Genomic DNA, 16,837 nt, shown 5'->3' on the forward strand with positions numbered 1-16,837 from the left:
TCAAACCTCTTGAAGTTGCAGGCAGGCGGCAAGTGAGTTCATCCCCATGAGCATAGATAAACTATGTGATTGGAGGGAGCGAATGTAGCCAACACCGCTGTAGCTTCAAGTCAAAAGGGTATATTTACCATGTAAAAAAAGGGATTGAATTCAATCCCTTTTTTTATGGAAAGTCACCACTGGGTGATGAACACTATGATTGTTCTAGTTTTATAGATGAGTTTTTAAAATCAATGTCGATGGTAAACCGTTCTTTAGCTTTACGGAAAGTGATGGTCAATATTTGCTGCTTCCATTCACAATTTAATAGTTGGTAGTGGTCATTGAGATCATGAAGAGTGACGCATCTAAGCTGTTGTCGATCGCCTCTAATCAATAAATAAGAAAGATCACTTGTCGCTGGGTTATCTGGCGCTAGCCCTGTCAGTATTGAATGACCTCCGTCAATATGGTGATGCTGCGTATAGGTAGAACAGCTAGCGATGCGGTAATTGACCCGAGTAATCGTGTCATTGACATCAGCACTTTTACAATCATGCATGCGAGCTAAAGGGCCTGATAATGGGTTTGTTGTTGCACTAAAACCGCAAGGTAAACCGTTGAATGTACCGCGTGTATGCCAAGTGAGATCTAAGTTTTGTTGATGTGGATTTTTGACCTGATTAATTTCGATGGCCAGATCGCCAAGCCATAAAATGCTTCGTCTAAATTGAACGTCTCTATAGGATTCTTCATCCCATTGCTTGATAGTATGGCTATCAACGGTTGCAGCAGGTTTCCGCCAATCCACACTGGTATCAATGTACTGGTAGTCATCATGCTCAATATAATTGATGACTTCAGGGTTGGCGGGCGTTTGATTCTTTTGATTGACGACCAGAGTATTATGACTAGCGCTATTTTTGTAATACCCATAATGTAATTCGGCGCCATACCCTGTAGTGCCTAAATCGGGCAGAATTTCTTTGCCATCTTTGATCAAAATAAGCCCTAGGCGATCGTAATGGTCGTGCTCACCACCGTAAGGAGAATGCTTTAATAGCAGCATATTCTTATGGTTAGCATCCTCGAACAGCGTAATACCGGATTGTGGTGCATGGATAGGATTGCTGGCAATGGGTTCAACGTCAGGGAGGGTTTCAACGCCATAAAGCAGTGCGTCAATATTGTCTCTGTCTTGTGACTGATAGATGCTGGTTAAGGCTGATGCAAACAATGGATCTTTAAACTCACTGTATGCGTATTCAAACAAATGAGTATGGTTGAGTTTTTCTTGTCCTGCGATACAGTCATTGAGTTTGGGGAAATCACCCGTATTGAGAATGAGTTTCAACGGGAATGCAAGCATGGTTAGAAAGGATGGGTGATCCGCTAACGAATAGCGAGTATCACGCGCCAATTTTTCGAAAGCCATTAAGGCTTGCAATGCGTAATAGTGGTAGTGGATCGACCCTTCAAACCATAGCCCTTCGCCACCAACACCGTGATCGAGTTGGTATTTCAAGCCATACGGTGTGTTGCATGCGAAATCGATATATTGCTCGTCATGGAGGATCAAGCCTATTACGCCAATCGTAGCATTAATTTTCATTTCATGGTTATGCAGTTGAGGCGAGCGGTGTTGCATCAAAAACTCAGCACCTTCACGTAATAAACGGGTTTCAATGTACTCACGCTGAGCTGGGCTTAATGCTTCACGGATAAAGTCATAACCGAGTGCAAAATCAAGATTACAGTTGGCTTCACACAAGGTTTGGGCGTTAGCTTTACCTGGTCCGTTATAAGGAATGCCGCCGTGTTCTTCATAGGTTGGATAATACTTGGCGTATTCCATCAATAGAGCCGCAACTTTATCAAAGTATTCCTGCTTACCGGTAATTTGCCACAGTAATCCCAACTGATTACATGCTTTTGCATTTAAGCCATTGAGACCACGCCACCATGCTCCATCATACGGTTCGCCGCTAAACACCTTCCCATCAATGGGACAGCAATGCTGCGTTTGTTTTTGGCGATCCCATGTGAGTCTAACGCCATGCTCTGGGCAAAAATAATATAAATTCCACGTAGCTCGGTTATCGGGTGGGACCAATGTGTCGGAATAAAGAACGATTTCATTTTCTTTTTCTAATTGCTGGATAAATGTTGAGCTTGCTCTTTGACGAATGGTTTCAATCTGCTGAGAGTTAAATTGCAACATAGTGACTTACCTAAAAATTAAAAGTGGAAATAGCGTTTGGCATTTAAAAAGCAAATATTTTCAATTGATTGTTTTAATAGTTCAGGGTCGTTAGGCAGTTCACCGCTATTGACCCATTTTGCTAATAAGTTACACAACACGCGGCGGAAATATTCGTGTCTAGACATTGAAAATAAGTTTCTGGAATCGGTCAGCATCCCTACAAAGGCACCTAATGCACCTAAATTTGCCAAAGCGCTCATTTGATTGATCATGCCTTGCTTGTGATCGTTAAACCACCATGCTGCACCCAGCTGAATCTTGCCGGCGCTGGTGACGGAGTCTTGAAAGGCGCCAATTAAACTTGCAATAGACCATGTATCTTTAGGGTTCAAATTATAAAGAACGGTCTGTGGTAATTGATTGGTTTGGTCTAGTTTATCAAGCAGTAAAGCAAGTGGAGTGACCACTTCGGCATCATGCATGATGCTAAAACCAGTTCCAGCTCCAATCTGTTGCAAGCGGCGTTGGTTTACGTTGGGTTGAACACCGATATGAACTTGCATTGTCCATTGACGCTGGTGGTATTGTTGGCCAAGAAACTGGAAAGTCGCACTTTGCCATTGTTGTTGTTCTGTATCACTTAGATGCTGCAGCGATAGCATTTTTTGGAAGATAAATTCAATTTGTGTATCGTCATACTCGACGTAATTGACGATGTTAATACCAATATCTGACAGGCGGCAACCAGCTTGATGAAAATAGTCGATCCTTTGGATTAGCGCAGCTTGAAAATCACTAAGCTGGTGGATTGCAATACCAGTGTTATGACTGAGTTTTTTGAGCATATCGCCAAAAATGGTCGGTTGGCTGACATTAATTAATGCGTCAGTTCTAAAGGTCGGCAGCACTTTGACAGCAAAGTCAGACTCAGCCAATGCGTGGTGATAGTGTAAATCGCTTAGAGGATCATCAGTGGTACAGAGTGTGTCAACCTTGTTTTTTATCAAGATATTACGAGCTGATAATGCACCGCTAGCTAATATGTCATTGCAGTGCTGCCATATTTCTGGGCAGTTTTTGGGGTTAATCAGGCAATCTAAATCAAAATAGCGCTTAAGTTCTAAATGGCACCATTGATATAACGGGCTGCCGATTAAGTACGGCATGGTCTCGCACCATTTTTCAAATTTTTCATATTCAGAGGCATCACCAGTAATAAAGTGTTCCTCAATACCAACACTACGCATGGCTCGCCATAAATAGTGATCGTATTTTAGCCAAGCTTCCGCAATGCTTTGGTAACTGCGATCAAGCCAAATATCTTTTGCTTCAAGGTGATTATGGTAATCGATGATTGGTAAATCAGAAGCAAACGAGAGATATAAATGCTGTGCAGTTGGTGTAGTCAAAAGGAATTTGTCATTTATGTATTTGTTATTCATAAGCTCTTTTTAAAAATATTAAGTGTTACATACTGAATTTACTACTCTTAATATGGAAGGATTAGGTTGCCATCAGTTAATTTCTAACTACTAATATGTAGCATAATAAATGGAACTATTCACATATCACTTGAGGATAAAATTCAATATAATCATAAAGATAAGAGAAATATCACGATTTATCAAGTAGCCAAAGGCTAACTATAAAATGAAATTTCCTTTAAATTGAAATACTGGTTTAATAATGAATCTCAAAGAGTGTAATTACCAGAAAATAATCAAAATTTGTGATCAAACAAACGCTTTTAATATTGATAATCTTCAGGGGTGATTTTGTCAGAGTGGATAGAGTTACTGAACAATTTTTTGATCTATGAACAATTATTCGCTTTAACTCATACACCAAAATTTGCCTAGATCACAAAATCGCACACCCATGCTTTATAAAACGACACAATCAACAATAATGAAACGTAGTTTTAAAAAATAGAGTGTTTTTTTATTAAAAGGAGTTACTAATGAATGTTGATATGCTTGTAGTGGGCGTCTATTTTATCTTTATGATTGCTATAGGATTGATTTTTAAACGATTTGCTGGTAGTTCAACGAGTGATTATTTCCGTGGTGGCGGTAAAATGTTGTGGTGGATGGTAGGTTCAACAGCATTCATGACACAATTTAGTGCTTGGACATTTACAGGGGCTGCTGGTAAAGCTTTTACTGATGGCTTTCCAATCATGGTTGTGTTCATGGCCAACGCATTTGGTTTCCTACTCTCTTGGCTGTTTTTCTCTTACCGTTTTCGCCAAATGCGTGTTGTTACACCAATTGAAGGGGTACGCCGTCGTTTTGGTGCAACAAACGAACAAGTATTTACTTGGGCAACAATGCCGACCAGTATTATCTACACAGGTATTTGGCTAAATGGCCTTGCGCTATTTGTAAGTGCTGTATTTAAAGTAGATATAGAAACAACAATTGTTGCTACTGGTTTAAGTGTACTGTTAATCTCACTTATTGGTGGAGCATGGGGAGTTGTTGCATCTGACTTTGTCCAAATGGTCGTAATTATGGCGGTAACAGTAGTTTGTGCCGTTGCTGCGCTTATCAAGATCGGTGGTCCTTCTAACCTAATTGAGCAATTTCCTGTTGAGTCTATTATGGGCTCAAACATGAATTACAGCTTATTATTTGTGTCATGGTTTATCTTCATGTTTGTTAAGCAATTGCAAAATATTAACAACATGCAAGATTCATATCGATTCCTAACTGCGAAAGATTCTACTAATGCTCGAAAAGCTGCGTTACTTGCTTTTGTCCTTATGTTAATTGGTCCTGCTATCTGGTTCTTACCACCATGGGTTACTGCGGTCATATACCCTGATGCAGCGACAGTGCACGCTGCAGAGCTTGGAAAGAAAGCTGCTGATGCTGTTTATCTAGTATTTGTAGAAAATGTAATGCCAGTAGGTATGGTTGGGTTACTAATGTCTGCCGTATTTGCTGCGACTATGTCATCGATGGATTCAGGCCTGAATCGTAATGCGGGTATTTTTGTTCGTAACTTCTATTCTCCAATTATTAATAAGAAAGCGGATGATAAGAAATTAATGCGCGTTAGCCAAATTGTGACATTGTGTTTTGGAGCATTGATCATTGTTGTTGCTTTGTTTATCAACTCACTGCGTGGCTTAAGTTTGTTTGATGCAATGATGTACGTTAGTACATTGCTGCAAATGCCAATCCTAGTACCACTTTTCTTTGGTATTTTTATCAAGAAAACACCAGATTGGGCTGCGTGGGCAACACTTGTTGTCGGTATCATTGTTTCATATCTAGTAAGCTTTGTTATTACAGCCGATGTTGTGGCAAGTTGGTTAAATTTAGAAACTCCATTTACAGGACGTGAAGCGAGTGATCTCAAAGTACTACTGGGTATTATTGGTCACTTATTTATCACTGGTGGTTTCTTCTGTTTGACTACTAAATTCTATAAAGAGCCATCAATTAAACGTGCTAATGAGCTTAATGAGTTTTGGAATGATGTTGATACTCCCGTTATTGCAGAGCCAGGTCAAGACGAAGTAGACCGCCAACAACGTTCTATGTTAGGTCGCTTGATTCTAGTGTTTGGTGCATTGGTTTTTCTTATGATATTAATTCCAAATCCGTTTTGGGGACGAATGGCCTTCGTATTTGTTGGTACTGTTATTGTCACTATTGGTGCTTTGCTGATTAAGAGCTCTAAAATGACAGAAACACTGTCTACGAGAGTATCGACCAACTAATTTACTCCATAATATTAAAAGTATTTCAATCCTCTTTAGGAGTTATTCTTAGGTTAACTCCTTTTTATTATGAATAATATTGTTTGCTAGAGATAATAGTAATGATTAAATCTTTATATATGCTAACTTTGTAGTTTAACTCTTATAATATGATTTTTTTATAGTTTTTATGAAATTATCATTTTAATAAGTTGTTAGGATGATTATTGTAAATAATCATCAATATTCACATTGTGTTTATATTTTTATTTAGAACACGGAATGGTTAAGTTTAATAATGTCAATAAGGAGATGGTATCACGATCACAAAAATAAAAATATATTTCAATCATTATGAATTAATATTTTATGGAGGTTGTTTATGAAAACTTTAAATTGTATTAACATTATGTCTCTGTCATTTTTTATGGCAGCTTCTGTGTATGCTAATATTGAATTTGTTTCTTATGACGCTGAAGCTATCCAGTATAATAAAAAACATATGGGACAGAAGAAATTAGCATTTGATAAATTGAAAATGCTAGCTGATACAGCACTGGAGTCTACTGTTGATCCAGTTACGAATAAAACACTTTTTCCTGCGAGTGGTAATAAAAATGATTATTTTAGTTTTGGCCCTTATTGGTGGCCAAATCCTGACACTGAAAATGGTCTACCTTATATTCGCCGTGATGGTGAATATAACCAAGCAACTAAGTCAGCTGCTACGGATAAGCAGAGATTCATTCGTTTTACTAAGGATGTTGTAAATCTAGGGCTGGCTTACTATTTTACAGATGATGAACGCTACGCCTTAAAAGCTATAACACAGCTCAATGCTTGGTTTGTTAACCCTGAAACAATGATGAATCCGCATTTAGAACACGCCCAAGCCATTCCAGGAATTGTTGATGGTCGAGGCATCGGTATTATAGAAAGTCGTTTACTTATTCCAGTTTTAGATAGTATCAATATTCTCAAAGGAAAAATGGAGCAAGAGCAATATGATGCAATTATAAAATGGTTTGACGAGTTTAATACATGGCTCTTAACCAGTAACCACGGTTTTGAAGAAGATAATTGGCATAATAATCACGGCACTTGGTACGACGCTCAAGTTGTTGCTTTTTCAATGTTTGTTGGGAAAAACGATATTGCAAAAAAAAGGCTTAGAATTACCCAGATGAGACGTATAGGGGGGCAGTTTGATAGCGAAGGAAAGCAGCATGGTGAACTTGAGCGTACACGTCCTTGGCATTATTCTAACTTTAATTTAGAAGCATATAATTACCTTGGCCATTTTGGTCAACGACTGAATGTTGATGTGTGGAATTATGAGGTTGATAAACATTCATTGGAAAATGGATATAGATTCATTGCAAATTATATCAATGAAAATAATGAATGGCCTTATAAGGAATTGAAGGGTTTTGATCCAAATATAGCATATAAAAACATTTTATATGCTAATTATGCTTATGGAACAGAATCGTTTAATAAAGCTTTGTTTGAGCTTAAATTAAACAAAGAAAATGAAATTAAAATTGAAAACTTACTTTTTAACTAATTAAGGGACTTGAAATGTTAATCATTAGAAAAATTTCAATTGCATCTATTTTTTTTCTCGCTGCAACTTCTGTGTCTGCTGCATCGTTGGATTTTAGACAAGAATATAAACATGATTCTGAAACTTATGCTAGCCGTGCAAAAATCGGTGCAGGTGTCGGCAATCATTTCTTTAGTGTCGAAGCCATGCAAAAAGGAAAACCTTTTTCAGAGTGGGAGTCTAGTGGGAACGAGTTCGAATACGGCTACAAATTTAAGGTAGATGAACATTGGACTTTGATTCCGAGTCTTCCAGTAACATTTTTTGATGGGCATGTAAGTTATAAACCTCAACTACGTGCGCAATATAAATTTGATTCAGGTGTGGTAACTAAGCTACGTTATCGTCATCAATTTAGACATTTTTCTGATGATAAAGACATGGAAACTCTGAGTTATGTTACAGCTAATGTGGATTATAATTACAACCATTTTCAGTTTGGGTTAGAAGGTAACTATACCAAAGGGCATGATGATCAAGTGTTCTTCGATAATGGCGATACTAACTGGGATCTTGGTATCAAGTTAGGCTACAAAGGCAAGGATTGGAACTGGAGACCATATATTGAATTCGCTAATGTTTCTGTTTCGTCTAAATCTGATGACAGACAATTACGTAGTCGGATTGGCATCACATACAGTTTCTAATTATAAAAGATAGTTTAACTAAAAGGCTACGATCTTACATTCGTGGCCTTTATTTTTCTGTGTTGTTGACCTCATGCTGAGTGGAAAATTGGTTTCGGATTCGACAATCGCTACCAGGCCATATATAGAGCATTACAACGATACTCTTAAGTTTAACGACGCGCCTGTACTTTTCATGGATGCCGTTCATCCAACTCAATCAACAAAACTCAGCTATGGCTGGATCCGTAAGGTACAGGAAAGCTTATTGAAACGATGGATAGTGAGAGTATTGTGCGCTTCTTTTGGAAGCTCAAGAAAGAACATTACCCACTAGGAGCAGTCTATCATCGGTTTGAGCTGGTAAGAAATACGGCAAAAGTGCTCAATATAGAGCTTCATTACTTACCGCCATACAGCCCAAACTTAAATTCGATAGAGCGGCTTTGGAAAGTAATGAATGAGTATGTGAGGAAAATATTTATTTCTCCTCCAAAGCGACATTCATCTCTGCTATCAAAAGGTTTTTCGATGTGACACTACCAGAAGTTGCAGGCTCACTTGTATCCAGAATTACGGATAATTTTCAGCTATTGAAACCTGCAACTGTAAGTTGAACGGGTATTAATGAGAATAAAAAAGGCTCACACGACTGGGGGGAGGTGTGAGCCAAAATTGGCTTGCTATAAAAGTGAATAAATACATGTTCACGGACTTGTACTCATTCACTGTACTAAAATAGATAAGCCAATGTAGGTAAACAGATAGATAATTGAACTTTACTAAGCGATGACGTTAGCCACTTCTTTAACCAGTGCTGCTAGCTCATCCCATTTTTCATTGTCGATCAGGTCATTAGGGATCATCCATGTACCACCGCAGGCAAGAACCGCGGGAATAGCAAGATAGTCTTTAACATTGCTTGGACTAACGCCGCCGGTCGGCATGAATTTAATCGGGTATACGGCGGTGAGTGCTTTAAGCATCGCCACCCCCCCAGAAGGCTCGGCAGGGAAGAACTTCAATGTATCCAATCCCATTGCCATTGCTTGTTCAACCAAACTTGGGTTATTGACACCAGGAATAATGGCGATATTGCGTTGTTGGCAGTATTTTACCGTTGTTGGGTTAAACCCTGGGCTGACGATGAAATCAACGCCAGCATCGATCGCTTGGTCTACTTGTTCAGTCGTTAGAACCGTTCCTGCACCAATCAGCATTTGTGGGTAAGCTTCGCGCATATTTTTCATGGCGAGAGCTGCTTGCTCTGTACGGAATGTGATTTCAGCACAAGGCAGGCCATTTTCAATCAGCACTTGAGCCAGTTTTGCCGCTTTGTTGGCGTCTTTAATTGCAATCACTGGAACCACTTTGATATCGGCCAGTTGTTGGTTGATCGTATTCATCTGAGAATCCTTTTAGTTATATGATCTAGATAATTGGCATCGCATCGCGAGGAATAATGGCACCTCGGTGTTGAATAACCGTGCCAGCTAGTGTGTGTCCAGCGACAGCGGATTGTTCAGGAGTTCCGCCAGTTAAGCGTTTGGCTAAATAACCTGCGCTGAATGAGTCACCAGCCGCGGTCGTGTCAACAATAGTGGATACAGGTATGGCGGGTATAGAAACTAATGTGCCATTTTGTATAACGTAGCAATCATCTGCCCCACGTTTAACCACAATTTCAGCAACGCCAAAGTTTTGGGTGCGTTCAATCGCTTGTTGCTCTTCAGTGTCGCCATACAGCATTTGTTCATCATCGAAGGTCAAAAAAGCAATATCAGTAATGCGTAAAATTTGTTCGTATACCGCTTGAGTGGTTTCAACATTTTCCCATAGCGCAGGGCGGTAGTTATTATCGAAGGCGATTTTTACCCCCTCTTTGCGACAAAGTGTCAGGATTTCTATCAGTGTTTGGCGACAATCTTCAGGTAAAATTGCAAGGCTAATGCCGCTGAGATAAATCATTTGATGTTGAGATAAGTTACGCACTAGGCTAAGAATAGCTTGATTCCTAAGCCAATATTTCGCTGCTGAATCATTACGCCAATAGAAAAAGCTACGCTCGCCATGTTGATCGGTATCAATCGTATATAAACCCGGTAATTTATCTTCAGATAAATGAACGAAATCGGTGTTAATTCCTTCTTCTTGCCATATTTGCAGCATTTGCTTACTGAATGGATCTTTACCTAGACCTGTAACATAAGATGTGGTGATTTCGTAATGATGAGTTAAACGTGAAAGATAAAGGGCGGTATTTAATGTGTCGCCACCAAAACTTTGTTTGTATAACTCGCCATGCTTCTGCAGTTCGACCATGCATTCACCGATCACGGCGATTCTATTTACATACATTGAAATGTCTCCTAAACATTAATTGTAGGTATTATCGCAGCCACAAAACAACTTAACAATAAAAATAAAACATTGGTTCATTTATATGTGACTGCGATCTTGATTGTTACCGATGTTGCATTATTGGTTGTCTGAAACAAAAAAAGCCAACCGCAATGGTTGGCTTAAACGTTCGATTTATTTCCCGATAAATGAGCGTTATGGAAGCTTACGCGACCAGTGTTTTAACATATTCTGCAATTTCTGCATCTTGGCAATTATTGAAGAAGCACTCTTGGAAACGAGCACTACCAACGGCTGTTTTAACAAGTTCTTGGTCAATCGCACGTAGTGCATCAACAAAGTTATCTTTCGTTACTGCCGCTTTTACCTGGTTCAAAATTGCAGCATTACGTTGTTGAGGTTCAGCGCGCTCAAGTGGGTAACCTTCACCGCGAGTACCAGTAAACGCTTTTTCGAAGATGTAACGAACGTTTAGTTCACCAGCCCAACCAAAGCCTTTAGCAAATGCTAGAGCCAATGCATTACCGTTGTTGATTTGGTTAAATAGGAAAGCGTCAGAAGGCTCTAGACAGTAACCACAAACCACACCTGGATGTAAGTTAAGAGACATCATTGCGCCTTGACCTGTTCCACAACCTGTAACAACGAAGTCTACCGCTTTAGAGTTCAACAAGATGCTCGCCATAATACCTAAATGAATGTAGGTTAGGTGATGATCGTTTTCATCGGTCATACCTAGGTTAAATACCTCGTGGCCTAAACCGCCGGCAACAGTATTCAGTTCACCTGCAACCATCGCATTTTTTGCTGCTTGGCTGTTTTCCATCATTAGTGCAATTTTCATGGTGTTTCTCCTGCGGCGATGCCGCCTATCAATTTGTAATTAATCTTATTTCAAAAAGTCTTTACGCATTGGCGTAAAGTTATCAATCAGAATTCCTGCTTCTAAGCAGCGGCAGCCGTGCATGATTTCTGGTTTCTTGTACATAGTGTCACCGGCTTTGACGATTTTCGTTTCTTCGCCAATGGTGAATTCAAATTCGCCAGATAAAACGTAAGTCAGCTGCTCGTGAGGATGATTGTGCATTGTGCCAATCGCCCCTTTTTCAAAATGCACTTCAACGGCCATCATGTTGTCGCTGTGTGCTAATATTTTGCGAGAAATTCCCGCTCCCAAATCTTCTAAAGGGATATCTTTATTCAAAACAAACATGGTTTACCTTCCTATTTTTATAGGTTTTGCGCTATCAATGAGCGTCTTTGATCTCGGACTAATCGATAGATAGTAATGCTGTTCATAGTCATGACAGTTAGCTCAAGTAAAGTGCCGCCAATCGATCCAACTAAGATGTTGTTAATTAGCCAGCATGTTGCGCCTACCAAGAAGGCAACTCTCATGGCTATACCTTTGAGCATAAAAATAGCAAATGTTCCAATTGTTGTTCCAACAATTGGCCACAAATCCCACCAATGCTGAGCTAGGTAAACACCTAACCCGAGACTGATACTAATAAATAGCGCAGCAACATATTTTGAAGAAGTATAAATTGAGGCTGCTGTACGTAGTGCGGAAAGAAAGGCACTAAGCACAGACAACATTGAACCTAATAAAAAATAATGTAAGAGATGATTCAAGTTGAAAATGAACATAATGATTTTTAGCTTACGATCATCTTTTTGATAAAACGTGGAAATACCTAAGGCTAAACTCACAAATCCTAACGCTTGAGCTAATGATAATTCCACATTTATTTCCTTACATGAATGTCATGATCTTAGCGAGCTAACCAACCACCATCGACAGCAATCGTATAGCCATTGATGTACGCAGATGCTTCTGATGCTAGGAAAACACAAGGACCAGCAACATCTTCAGGTGTACCCCAACGGTCTGCAGGAATGCGTTCTAGGATTGCGGCATTGCGTTCTTCGTCGGCACGTAGTGCCGTTGTATTGTTGGTGGCCATGTAGCCCGGTGCAATCGCATTAACGTTAATGTTATGACGTGCCCATTCGTTAGCCATCGCACGAGTGATACCCATCACGGCACTTTTAGAGGCGGTGTAAGAAGGCACGCGAATACCACCTTGGTAAGAAAGCATTGAAGCGATATTGATGATTTTTCCGCCATGACCTTGGGCGATAAACTGCTTAGCAGCCGCTTGAGACATGAAGAAAACGGTCTTAGAGTTGATGTTCATTACATCATCCCAATTCTGTTCAGAGAATTCGATGGCATCTTCACGACGAATAATGCCAGCATTGTTCACTAAGATGTCAATTTTACCAAACGCAGTGATAGCTTGATCAATGATGTGTGGAATATCTTCTTGTTTAAGAAGGTTGGCTCGTACATCTAAAAATGTATGGCCTGCCGCTTTCATTTTTTCAATGGTTTCAGTTGGTTCAATATAGTTAACGCCAACAACACGGCAGCCTGCTTCTGCAAGACCAAGCGCCATACCTTGCCCCAAACCTGTATCACAGCCGGTTACGATCGCTACTTTGTCTTTCAGATTAAATGAATTAAGCATGATTTTTATTTCCTCAATATTGTCGAATTTAGTGACCGAATCGAAGCCTGCGCTCACTGAAGTTATGGTTAAGATAAATCAAAAAGAAATATTGTACAAATATTTTTGAAAAGCCGTTTTGAAAATATTGATAGCGATCGTGTTTTTGAGCGTTAAGTCTGCGTGGTTTCAAATTTATGAAAAGCGTTTTTAAAAAAACTGGTTTACCAAATGGGAGGGGTTATAATGTTGGGAAATTAATAGTTATAACAGTTGTAAAGGAAAGACTATGGAAAAATCCACACAGCCTGAATCGGTATCCTCAGTGCTAAAAGTGTTTAGTATTTTGCAAGCACTCGCGGAGCAAAAAGAAGTGGGTGTTTCAGAGCTATCACAACGTTTGATGATGTCTAAAGCAACCACTTATCGTTTTCTTCAAACTATGAAATCTCAGGGTTATGTTTCACAAGAAGGAGAAGCTGATAAGTATTCTTTGACATTGAAGCTCTTTGAATTGGGTGCAAAATCTTTAGAATATGTTGATCTTATCTCTCTTGCAGATAAAGAAATGCACCATATTTCTGAGCAAACCAATGAAGCTTTGCACTTAGGGGCATTAGACGAAAGCGGTATTATTTACATCCACAAAATTGATTCTGGTTACAACTTACGCATGCAGTCACGTATTGGCCGACGCAACCCACTCTATAGTACTGCGATTGGTAAGGTGTTATTAGCTGAGCGTGAAGAATCGTACGTTCGCCGTTTACTTAGCGATGTTGAATTCGTTAAGCATACCGAGCGCACACACGAAAACGTTGATCAACTTTTGAGTGAACTAGAACTAGTACGCGGTCAGCATTTTGCTGAAGATAATGAAGAACAAGAGCCGGGTCTTCGTTGTATCGCTGCGCCGATCTACGATCGCTTTGGCAATGTGATTGCTGGGCTGTCTATTTCGTTACCGACTATTCGCTTTGAAGAAGAACGTAAATCTTACTATGTCGATTTACTGCAAAGTGCCTGCCGTAATATTTCTGGGCATTTAGGTTTCCGGAATTATCCTGTTTAATCAATTAAGCAGCTTGATAGCTGCTTTTTTTGAAGTACAATCAATTATCGAAACGGTGTTTTAAAATGCGAGGTTATTGTGGGTACATCGTTAACTCCAAATATCTATGATTTTCTTATCAGATTAGATCCATTTGATAAGCTTCCTCGAGACATTGTTGAGTCACTGTCTAATCAAGTCAAAGTTCGTTACTTAGCGCAAAGTGAACAGATCGAATTTAGTGCGCTATGTGAAGATCGCTATCTTTATATTATCCGCACAGGGGCGATTGAGCAGTGGCGACCGGATGGACAACTGCGTGCTCGTTTAGGAGAGGAAGATCAGTTTGGTTTTACTTTCTTAGCGCCTTTGAAAGACAGCGAAGATGGCTACCGCGCGCAAGCCATGGAAGATTCTTTGCTCTACCTCATTCCACATAAAGTGGTGTTGCAGGTTTGTGACGAGCATCCAGACATAGCTCATTACTTTGCGGCTAAAGCGGAAACTCGTCTGAGCTCGGCGGTCAATGATGTTTGCCGTGCAGAAGAAAAAGGGCTGTTTTTCCGCCGGGTGGGTGAGATTGCTAGTGAGAACATCACCATTGTTGATTTTACCGCTACGATTCAAGACGTGGCGCAAAAAATGTGTGGTACTGGAGGCCGTCGTAGTTCTTGCGCGGTCGTAAAATTTGCTGGAGAAATTGTTGGCATTGTAACCGACAGAGATATGACATCGAGTGTTGTTGCTAGCGGGATTGATATCTCTTTACCTATTCATCATGTGATGACACCAAACCCACAATTGATTCAGGCTGAAGACAAAGTCATTCAAGCGATTTCCATCATGTTGCAATACAACATTCGCTGTTTGCCTGTATTAAAAGATAAAGAAGTCGTTGGCTTATTGACCACCTCACATTTAGTGCATAACCACCGTACTCAAGCTTTGTTTTTAATCGAAAAAATCAAGTATGCGAGTTCTGTCAATGCATTAGCTGCACTGAAATCAGAGCGTCAGTCCATCTTTGAATCTCTAGTAGAAAGCGGTGTCAGTGCGGAAATTCAAGGCAGAGTTATGTCGATGATCATGGATGCATTTACTCGTCGCCTACTACAAATAACGGAAGCGATGCTGGGCCCAGCTCATTGTGACTATGCTTGGATAGTCGCTGGTTCTCATGCTCGCAATGAAGTACATATGCTTTCCGATCAAGATAGTGCATTGGTGTTGGCCGACGATGCTAAAGCAGAAGATATGATGTATTTCAAGCATTTAGCCATGAAAGTTTGCAATGGTTTAGCCGCGTGTGGTTATCCATTGTGTGATGGTAAATACATGGCAGCTTACCCCAAGTGGTGCCAACCGCTAAGCACGTGGAAAGAATACTATCGTAAGTGGGTTGCCAGCCCTGAATATAATAAATTATTAAGCATCAGTGTGTTCTTGGAAGTGCGTTCTATTTACGGCAATAGTGATTTAGTCGATCAGATGCAGCAGCATTTGCATCATTGTATTCAAAAAAGTACGTCATTCTTACCTGCACTGGTACGTGATGCGATTGACACACAACCACCGCTTGGCATTTTTAATAATTTGGTGCTCGAAAAAGGAGGAGACAATAGTCAAACGTTGAATATCAAAAAATATGCACTGAATTTAATTATTGATTTAGCACGTATTTTTAGTTTGGCAGCCGGTGGTTCGATGACTGGAACAGAAGAGCGCTTTATCTTTGCCGCAGCTCAAGGAACGATGTCCGAGGATAGCTGTAAAAATATTATTGGCGCTCATAAATTCATAACCCAGGTGCGCTTTACTCACCAGTTACAGGCGTTACGTGAAGGTAAAGATGTCAATAACCATATCGAACCAAACACATTTAGTAGCTTTGAACGTAAGCATTTGAAGGACGCGTTTAAAATTATCAGTGAGTTACAAGATGTGGCGAAATTAAGATTTTTGAAGGGGTAACGATGTTAAAGGCATTCAAGCGGCATTTTAACCCTTGGAATAAAGTGTATAAACACCACCAAGTGTTGTCCGAACAACAGCGAGGTTTAGCTGGACTCAGTCAATATCTAGGGCATCCTTTGCCACCGCTCGATATTCGTTTATCTGAGCTTGAGTTTGTCGCATTCGATTTTGAAACCACAGGGGTTAATGCTCAGAGTGATTTCATCCTGAGTATTGGGATGGTGCCTTTTACACTCAATGAAATTGATGCTGCTAGTGCGAGTGAGATATTTATTAATCATGCACAATTTATCAAAGCTGAATCTGCAATTATCAATCATATTACACCGAAAATGCTTAAAGATGGCGTCGTGATTACCCAAGCTATGGACAACCTATTTAGTGAATTAGCAGGGAAAGTCCCAGTTGTTCATGGCTCGTGTATCGAAAGAACTTTTTTAGATAGGTTTGTGCAAGAGCACTTAGGAATGACGAGTTTTCCCTGCTTGTGGCTAGATACGATACATATCGAAAAGCAGTTTTCCTATAAAGGTAAAACTGACAGTCGTTCTGGTTTCCAATTGAGAGACGTTCGTGATCGCTATCTGCTTCCTTCCTACTCTGAGCACTCAGCTGCAGTTGATGCCTTGGCGACGAGTGAACTATTTACCGCGCAGATCAAATCACTGTTTAAGCACCAAACCCCCTTGCTACATCAATTACTTTCTTCTTGAGCTGAACAGTAAAGCGGATGGAGTAATTATTGGTAGGTAAGAGCAAAAAGTTGCTTATGCTAGGCAGGTTATTGCTCGATATGTTTTATTTATCAGTATAAC

General features: G+C 39.9%; 14 protein-coding genes and 1 pseudogene. 7 read left to right on the forward strand and 8 right to left on the reverse strand.

Translation table 11 applies throughout. The features are described 5' to 3' along the window. Positions 1 to 193: 193 nt before the first annotated feature. On the reverse strand, positions 194 to 2,200 hold the full coding sequence (locus MCT08_RS14035) for a heparinase II/III domain-containing protein (protein ID WP_274678699.1): 2,007 nt from the start codon (positions 2,198 to 2,200) through the stop codon (positions 194 to 196). A gap of 17 nt (positions 2,201 to 2,217) precedes the next feature. Then, positions 2,218 to 3,624 (reverse strand): glucuronate isomerase, encoded by a 1,407-nt coding sequence (uxaC, locus tag MCT08_RS14040; protein WP_274678700.1) that lies wholly within the window; start codon positions 3,622 to 3,624, stop codon positions 2,218 to 2,220. A 518-nt stretch (positions 3,625 to 4,142) separates the two neighbouring features. Between uxaC and MCT08_RS14045 the strand changes: the two genes are divergently transcribed. The 4 genes and pseudogenes from MCT08_RS14045 to MCT08_RS14060 all read left to right on the forward strand — a co-directional run. Further along, on the forward strand, positions 4,143 to 5,912 hold the full coding sequence (locus tag MCT08_RS14045) for a sodium:solute symporter family protein (protein ID WP_274678701.1): 1,770 nt from the start codon (positions 4,143 to 4,145) through the stop codon (positions 5,910 to 5,912). A 361-nt stretch (positions 5,913 to 6,273) separates the two neighbouring features. Then, positions 6,274 to 7,458, forward strand: coding sequence for an alginate lyase family protein (locus MCT08_RS14050; RefSeq protein ID WP_274678702.1), 1,185 nt, complete (start codon positions 6,274 to 6,276; stop codon positions 7,456 to 7,458). Positions 7,459 to 7,472: 14 nt separating this feature from the next. Further along, complete coding sequence (locus MCT08_RS14055) at positions 7,473 to 8,144, forward strand: oligogalacturonate-specific porin KdgM family protein (RefSeq protein ID WP_274678703.1); 672 nt, start codon at positions 7,473 to 7,475, stop codon at positions 8,142 to 8,144. A gap of 121 nt (positions 8,145 to 8,265) precedes the next feature. Next, positions 8,266 to 8,740 (forward strand): annotated as a pseudogene (locus MCT08_RS14060) (transposase); the annotation flags it as partial. Between the two features lie 165 nt (positions 8,741 to 8,905). Here MCT08_RS14060 and MCT08_RS14065 read toward each other — a convergent pair. The 6 genes from MCT08_RS14065 to kduD form a co-directional block, all read right to left on the reverse strand. Next, on the reverse strand, positions 8,906 to 9,529 hold the full coding sequence (locus MCT08_RS14065; protein WP_176313966.1) for a bifunctional 4-hydroxy-2-oxoglutarate aldolase/2-dehydro-3-deoxy-phosphogluconate aldolase: 624 nt from the start codon (positions 9,527 to 9,529) through the stop codon (positions 8,906 to 8,908). A 25-nt stretch (positions 9,530 to 9,554) separates the two neighbouring features. Further along, positions 9,555 to 10,481 carry a 2-dehydro-3-deoxygluconokinase gene (kdgK, locus tag MCT08_RS14070; RefSeq protein ID WP_053308900.1) on the reverse strand — a complete coding sequence of 309 codons (927 nt, stop codon included), beginning with the start codon at positions 10,479 to 10,481 and terminating at the stop codon, positions 9,555 to 9,557. Positions 10,482 to 10,689: 208 nt separating this feature from the next. Continuing rightward, entirely contained in the window at positions 10,690 to 11,328 is a 639-nt protein-coding gene (locus MCT08_RS14075) for an RpiB/LacA/LacB family sugar-phosphate isomerase (RefSeq protein WP_053308899.1), read from the reverse strand. Positions 11,329 to 11,373: 45 nt separating this feature from the next. Beyond that, positions 11,374 to 11,697 (reverse strand): cupin domain-containing protein, encoded by a 324-nt coding sequence (locus MCT08_RS14080; protein WP_053308898.1) that lies wholly within the window; start codon positions 11,695 to 11,697, stop codon positions 11,374 to 11,376. Positions 11,698 to 11,714: 17 nt separating this feature from the next. Then, on the reverse strand, positions 11,715 to 12,236 hold the full coding sequence (locus MCT08_RS14085) for a YgjV family protein (protein WP_053308897.1): 522 nt from the start codon (positions 12,234 to 12,236) through the stop codon (positions 11,715 to 11,717). 23 nt (positions 12,237 to 12,259) lie between these two features. Continuing rightward, a complete protein-coding gene (gene kduD / locus MCT08_RS14090; RefSeq protein ID WP_053309051.1) occupies positions 12,260 to 13,021 on the reverse strand; it encodes a 2-dehydro-3-deoxy-D-gluconate 5-dehydrogenase KduD in 762 nt (253 codons plus the stop codon). 265 nt (positions 13,022 to 13,286) lie between these two features. Here kduD and kdgR point away from each other — a divergent pair, with 265 nt between their 5' ends. The 3 genes from kdgR (at position 13,287) to MCT08_RS14105 (ending at position 16,735) form a co-directional block, all read left to right on the forward strand. After that, entirely contained in the window at positions 13,287 to 14,069 is a 783-nt protein-coding gene (gene kdgR, locus MCT08_RS14095) for a DNA-binding transcriptional regulator KdgR (protein ID WP_053308896.1), read from the forward strand. 78 nt (positions 14,070 to 14,147) lie between these two features. Next, positions 14,148 to 16,019, forward strand: a complete 1,872-nt coding sequence (locus tag MCT08_RS14100; RefSeq protein WP_274678704.1) for a DUF294 nucleotidyltransferase-like domain-containing protein — start codon at positions 14,148 to 14,150, stop codon at positions 16,017 to 16,019. A 2-nt stretch (positions 16,020 to 16,021) separates the two neighbouring features. Then, complete coding sequence (locus MCT08_RS14105) at positions 16,022 to 16,735, forward strand: exonuclease domain-containing protein (protein ID WP_274675654.1); 714 nt, start codon at positions 16,022 to 16,024, stop codon at positions 16,733 to 16,735. Positions 16,736 to 16,837 lie beyond the last annotated feature (102 nt).

The organism is Vibrio aestuarianus (assembly GCF_028858425.1).
Classification (GTDB): domain Bacteria; phylum Pseudomonadota; class Gammaproteobacteria; order Enterobacterales; family Vibrionaceae; genus Vibrio; species Vibrio aestuarianus.

What these genes read in the sequence shown, in the direction of transcription:
- MCT08_RS14035 (WP_274678699.1), bottom strand. Translation starts at nt 2,200, where the DNA reads ATGTTGCAATTTAACTCTCAGCAGATTGAAACCATTCGTCAAAGAGCA.
- uxaC (WP_274678700.1), bottom strand. Translation starts at nt 3,624, where the DNA reads ATGAATAACAAATACATAAATGACAAATTCCTTTTGACTACACCAACT.
- MCT08_RS14045 (WP_274678701.1), top strand. Translation starts at nt 4,143, where the DNA reads ATGAATGTTGATATGCTTGTAGTGGGCGTCTATTTTATCTTTATGATT.
- MCT08_RS14050 (WP_274678702.1), top strand. Translation starts at nt 6,274, where the DNA reads ATGAAAACTTTAAATTGTATTAACATTATGTCTCTGTCATTTTTTATG.
- MCT08_RS14055 (WP_274678703.1), top strand. Translation starts at nt 7,473, where the DNA reads ATGTTAATCATTAGAAAAATTTCAATTGCATCTATTTTTTTTCTCGCT.
- MCT08_RS14065 (WP_176313966.1), bottom strand. Translation starts at nt 9,529, where the DNA reads ATGAATACGATCAACCAACAACTGGCCGATATCAAAGTGGTTCCAGTG.
- kdgK (WP_053308900.1), bottom strand. Translation starts at nt 10,481, where the DNA reads ATGTATGTAAATAGAATCGCCGTGATCGGTGAATGCATGGTCGAACTG.
- MCT08_RS14075 (WP_053308899.1), bottom strand. Translation starts at nt 11,328, where the DNA reads ATGAAAATTGCACTAATGATGGAAAACAGCCAAGCAGCAAAAAATGCG.
- MCT08_RS14080 (WP_053308898.1), bottom strand. Translation starts at nt 11,697, where the DNA reads ATGTTTGTTTTGAATAAAGATATCCCTTTAGAAGATTTGGGAGCGGGA.
- kdgR (WP_053308896.1), top strand. Translation starts at nt 13,287, where the DNA reads ATGGAAAAATCCACACAGCCTGAATCGGTATCCTCAGTGCTAAAAGTG.
- MCT08_RS14105 (WP_274675654.1), top strand. Translation starts at nt 16,022, where the DNA reads ATGTTAAAGGCATTCAAGCGGCATTTTAACCCTTGGAATAAAGTGTAT.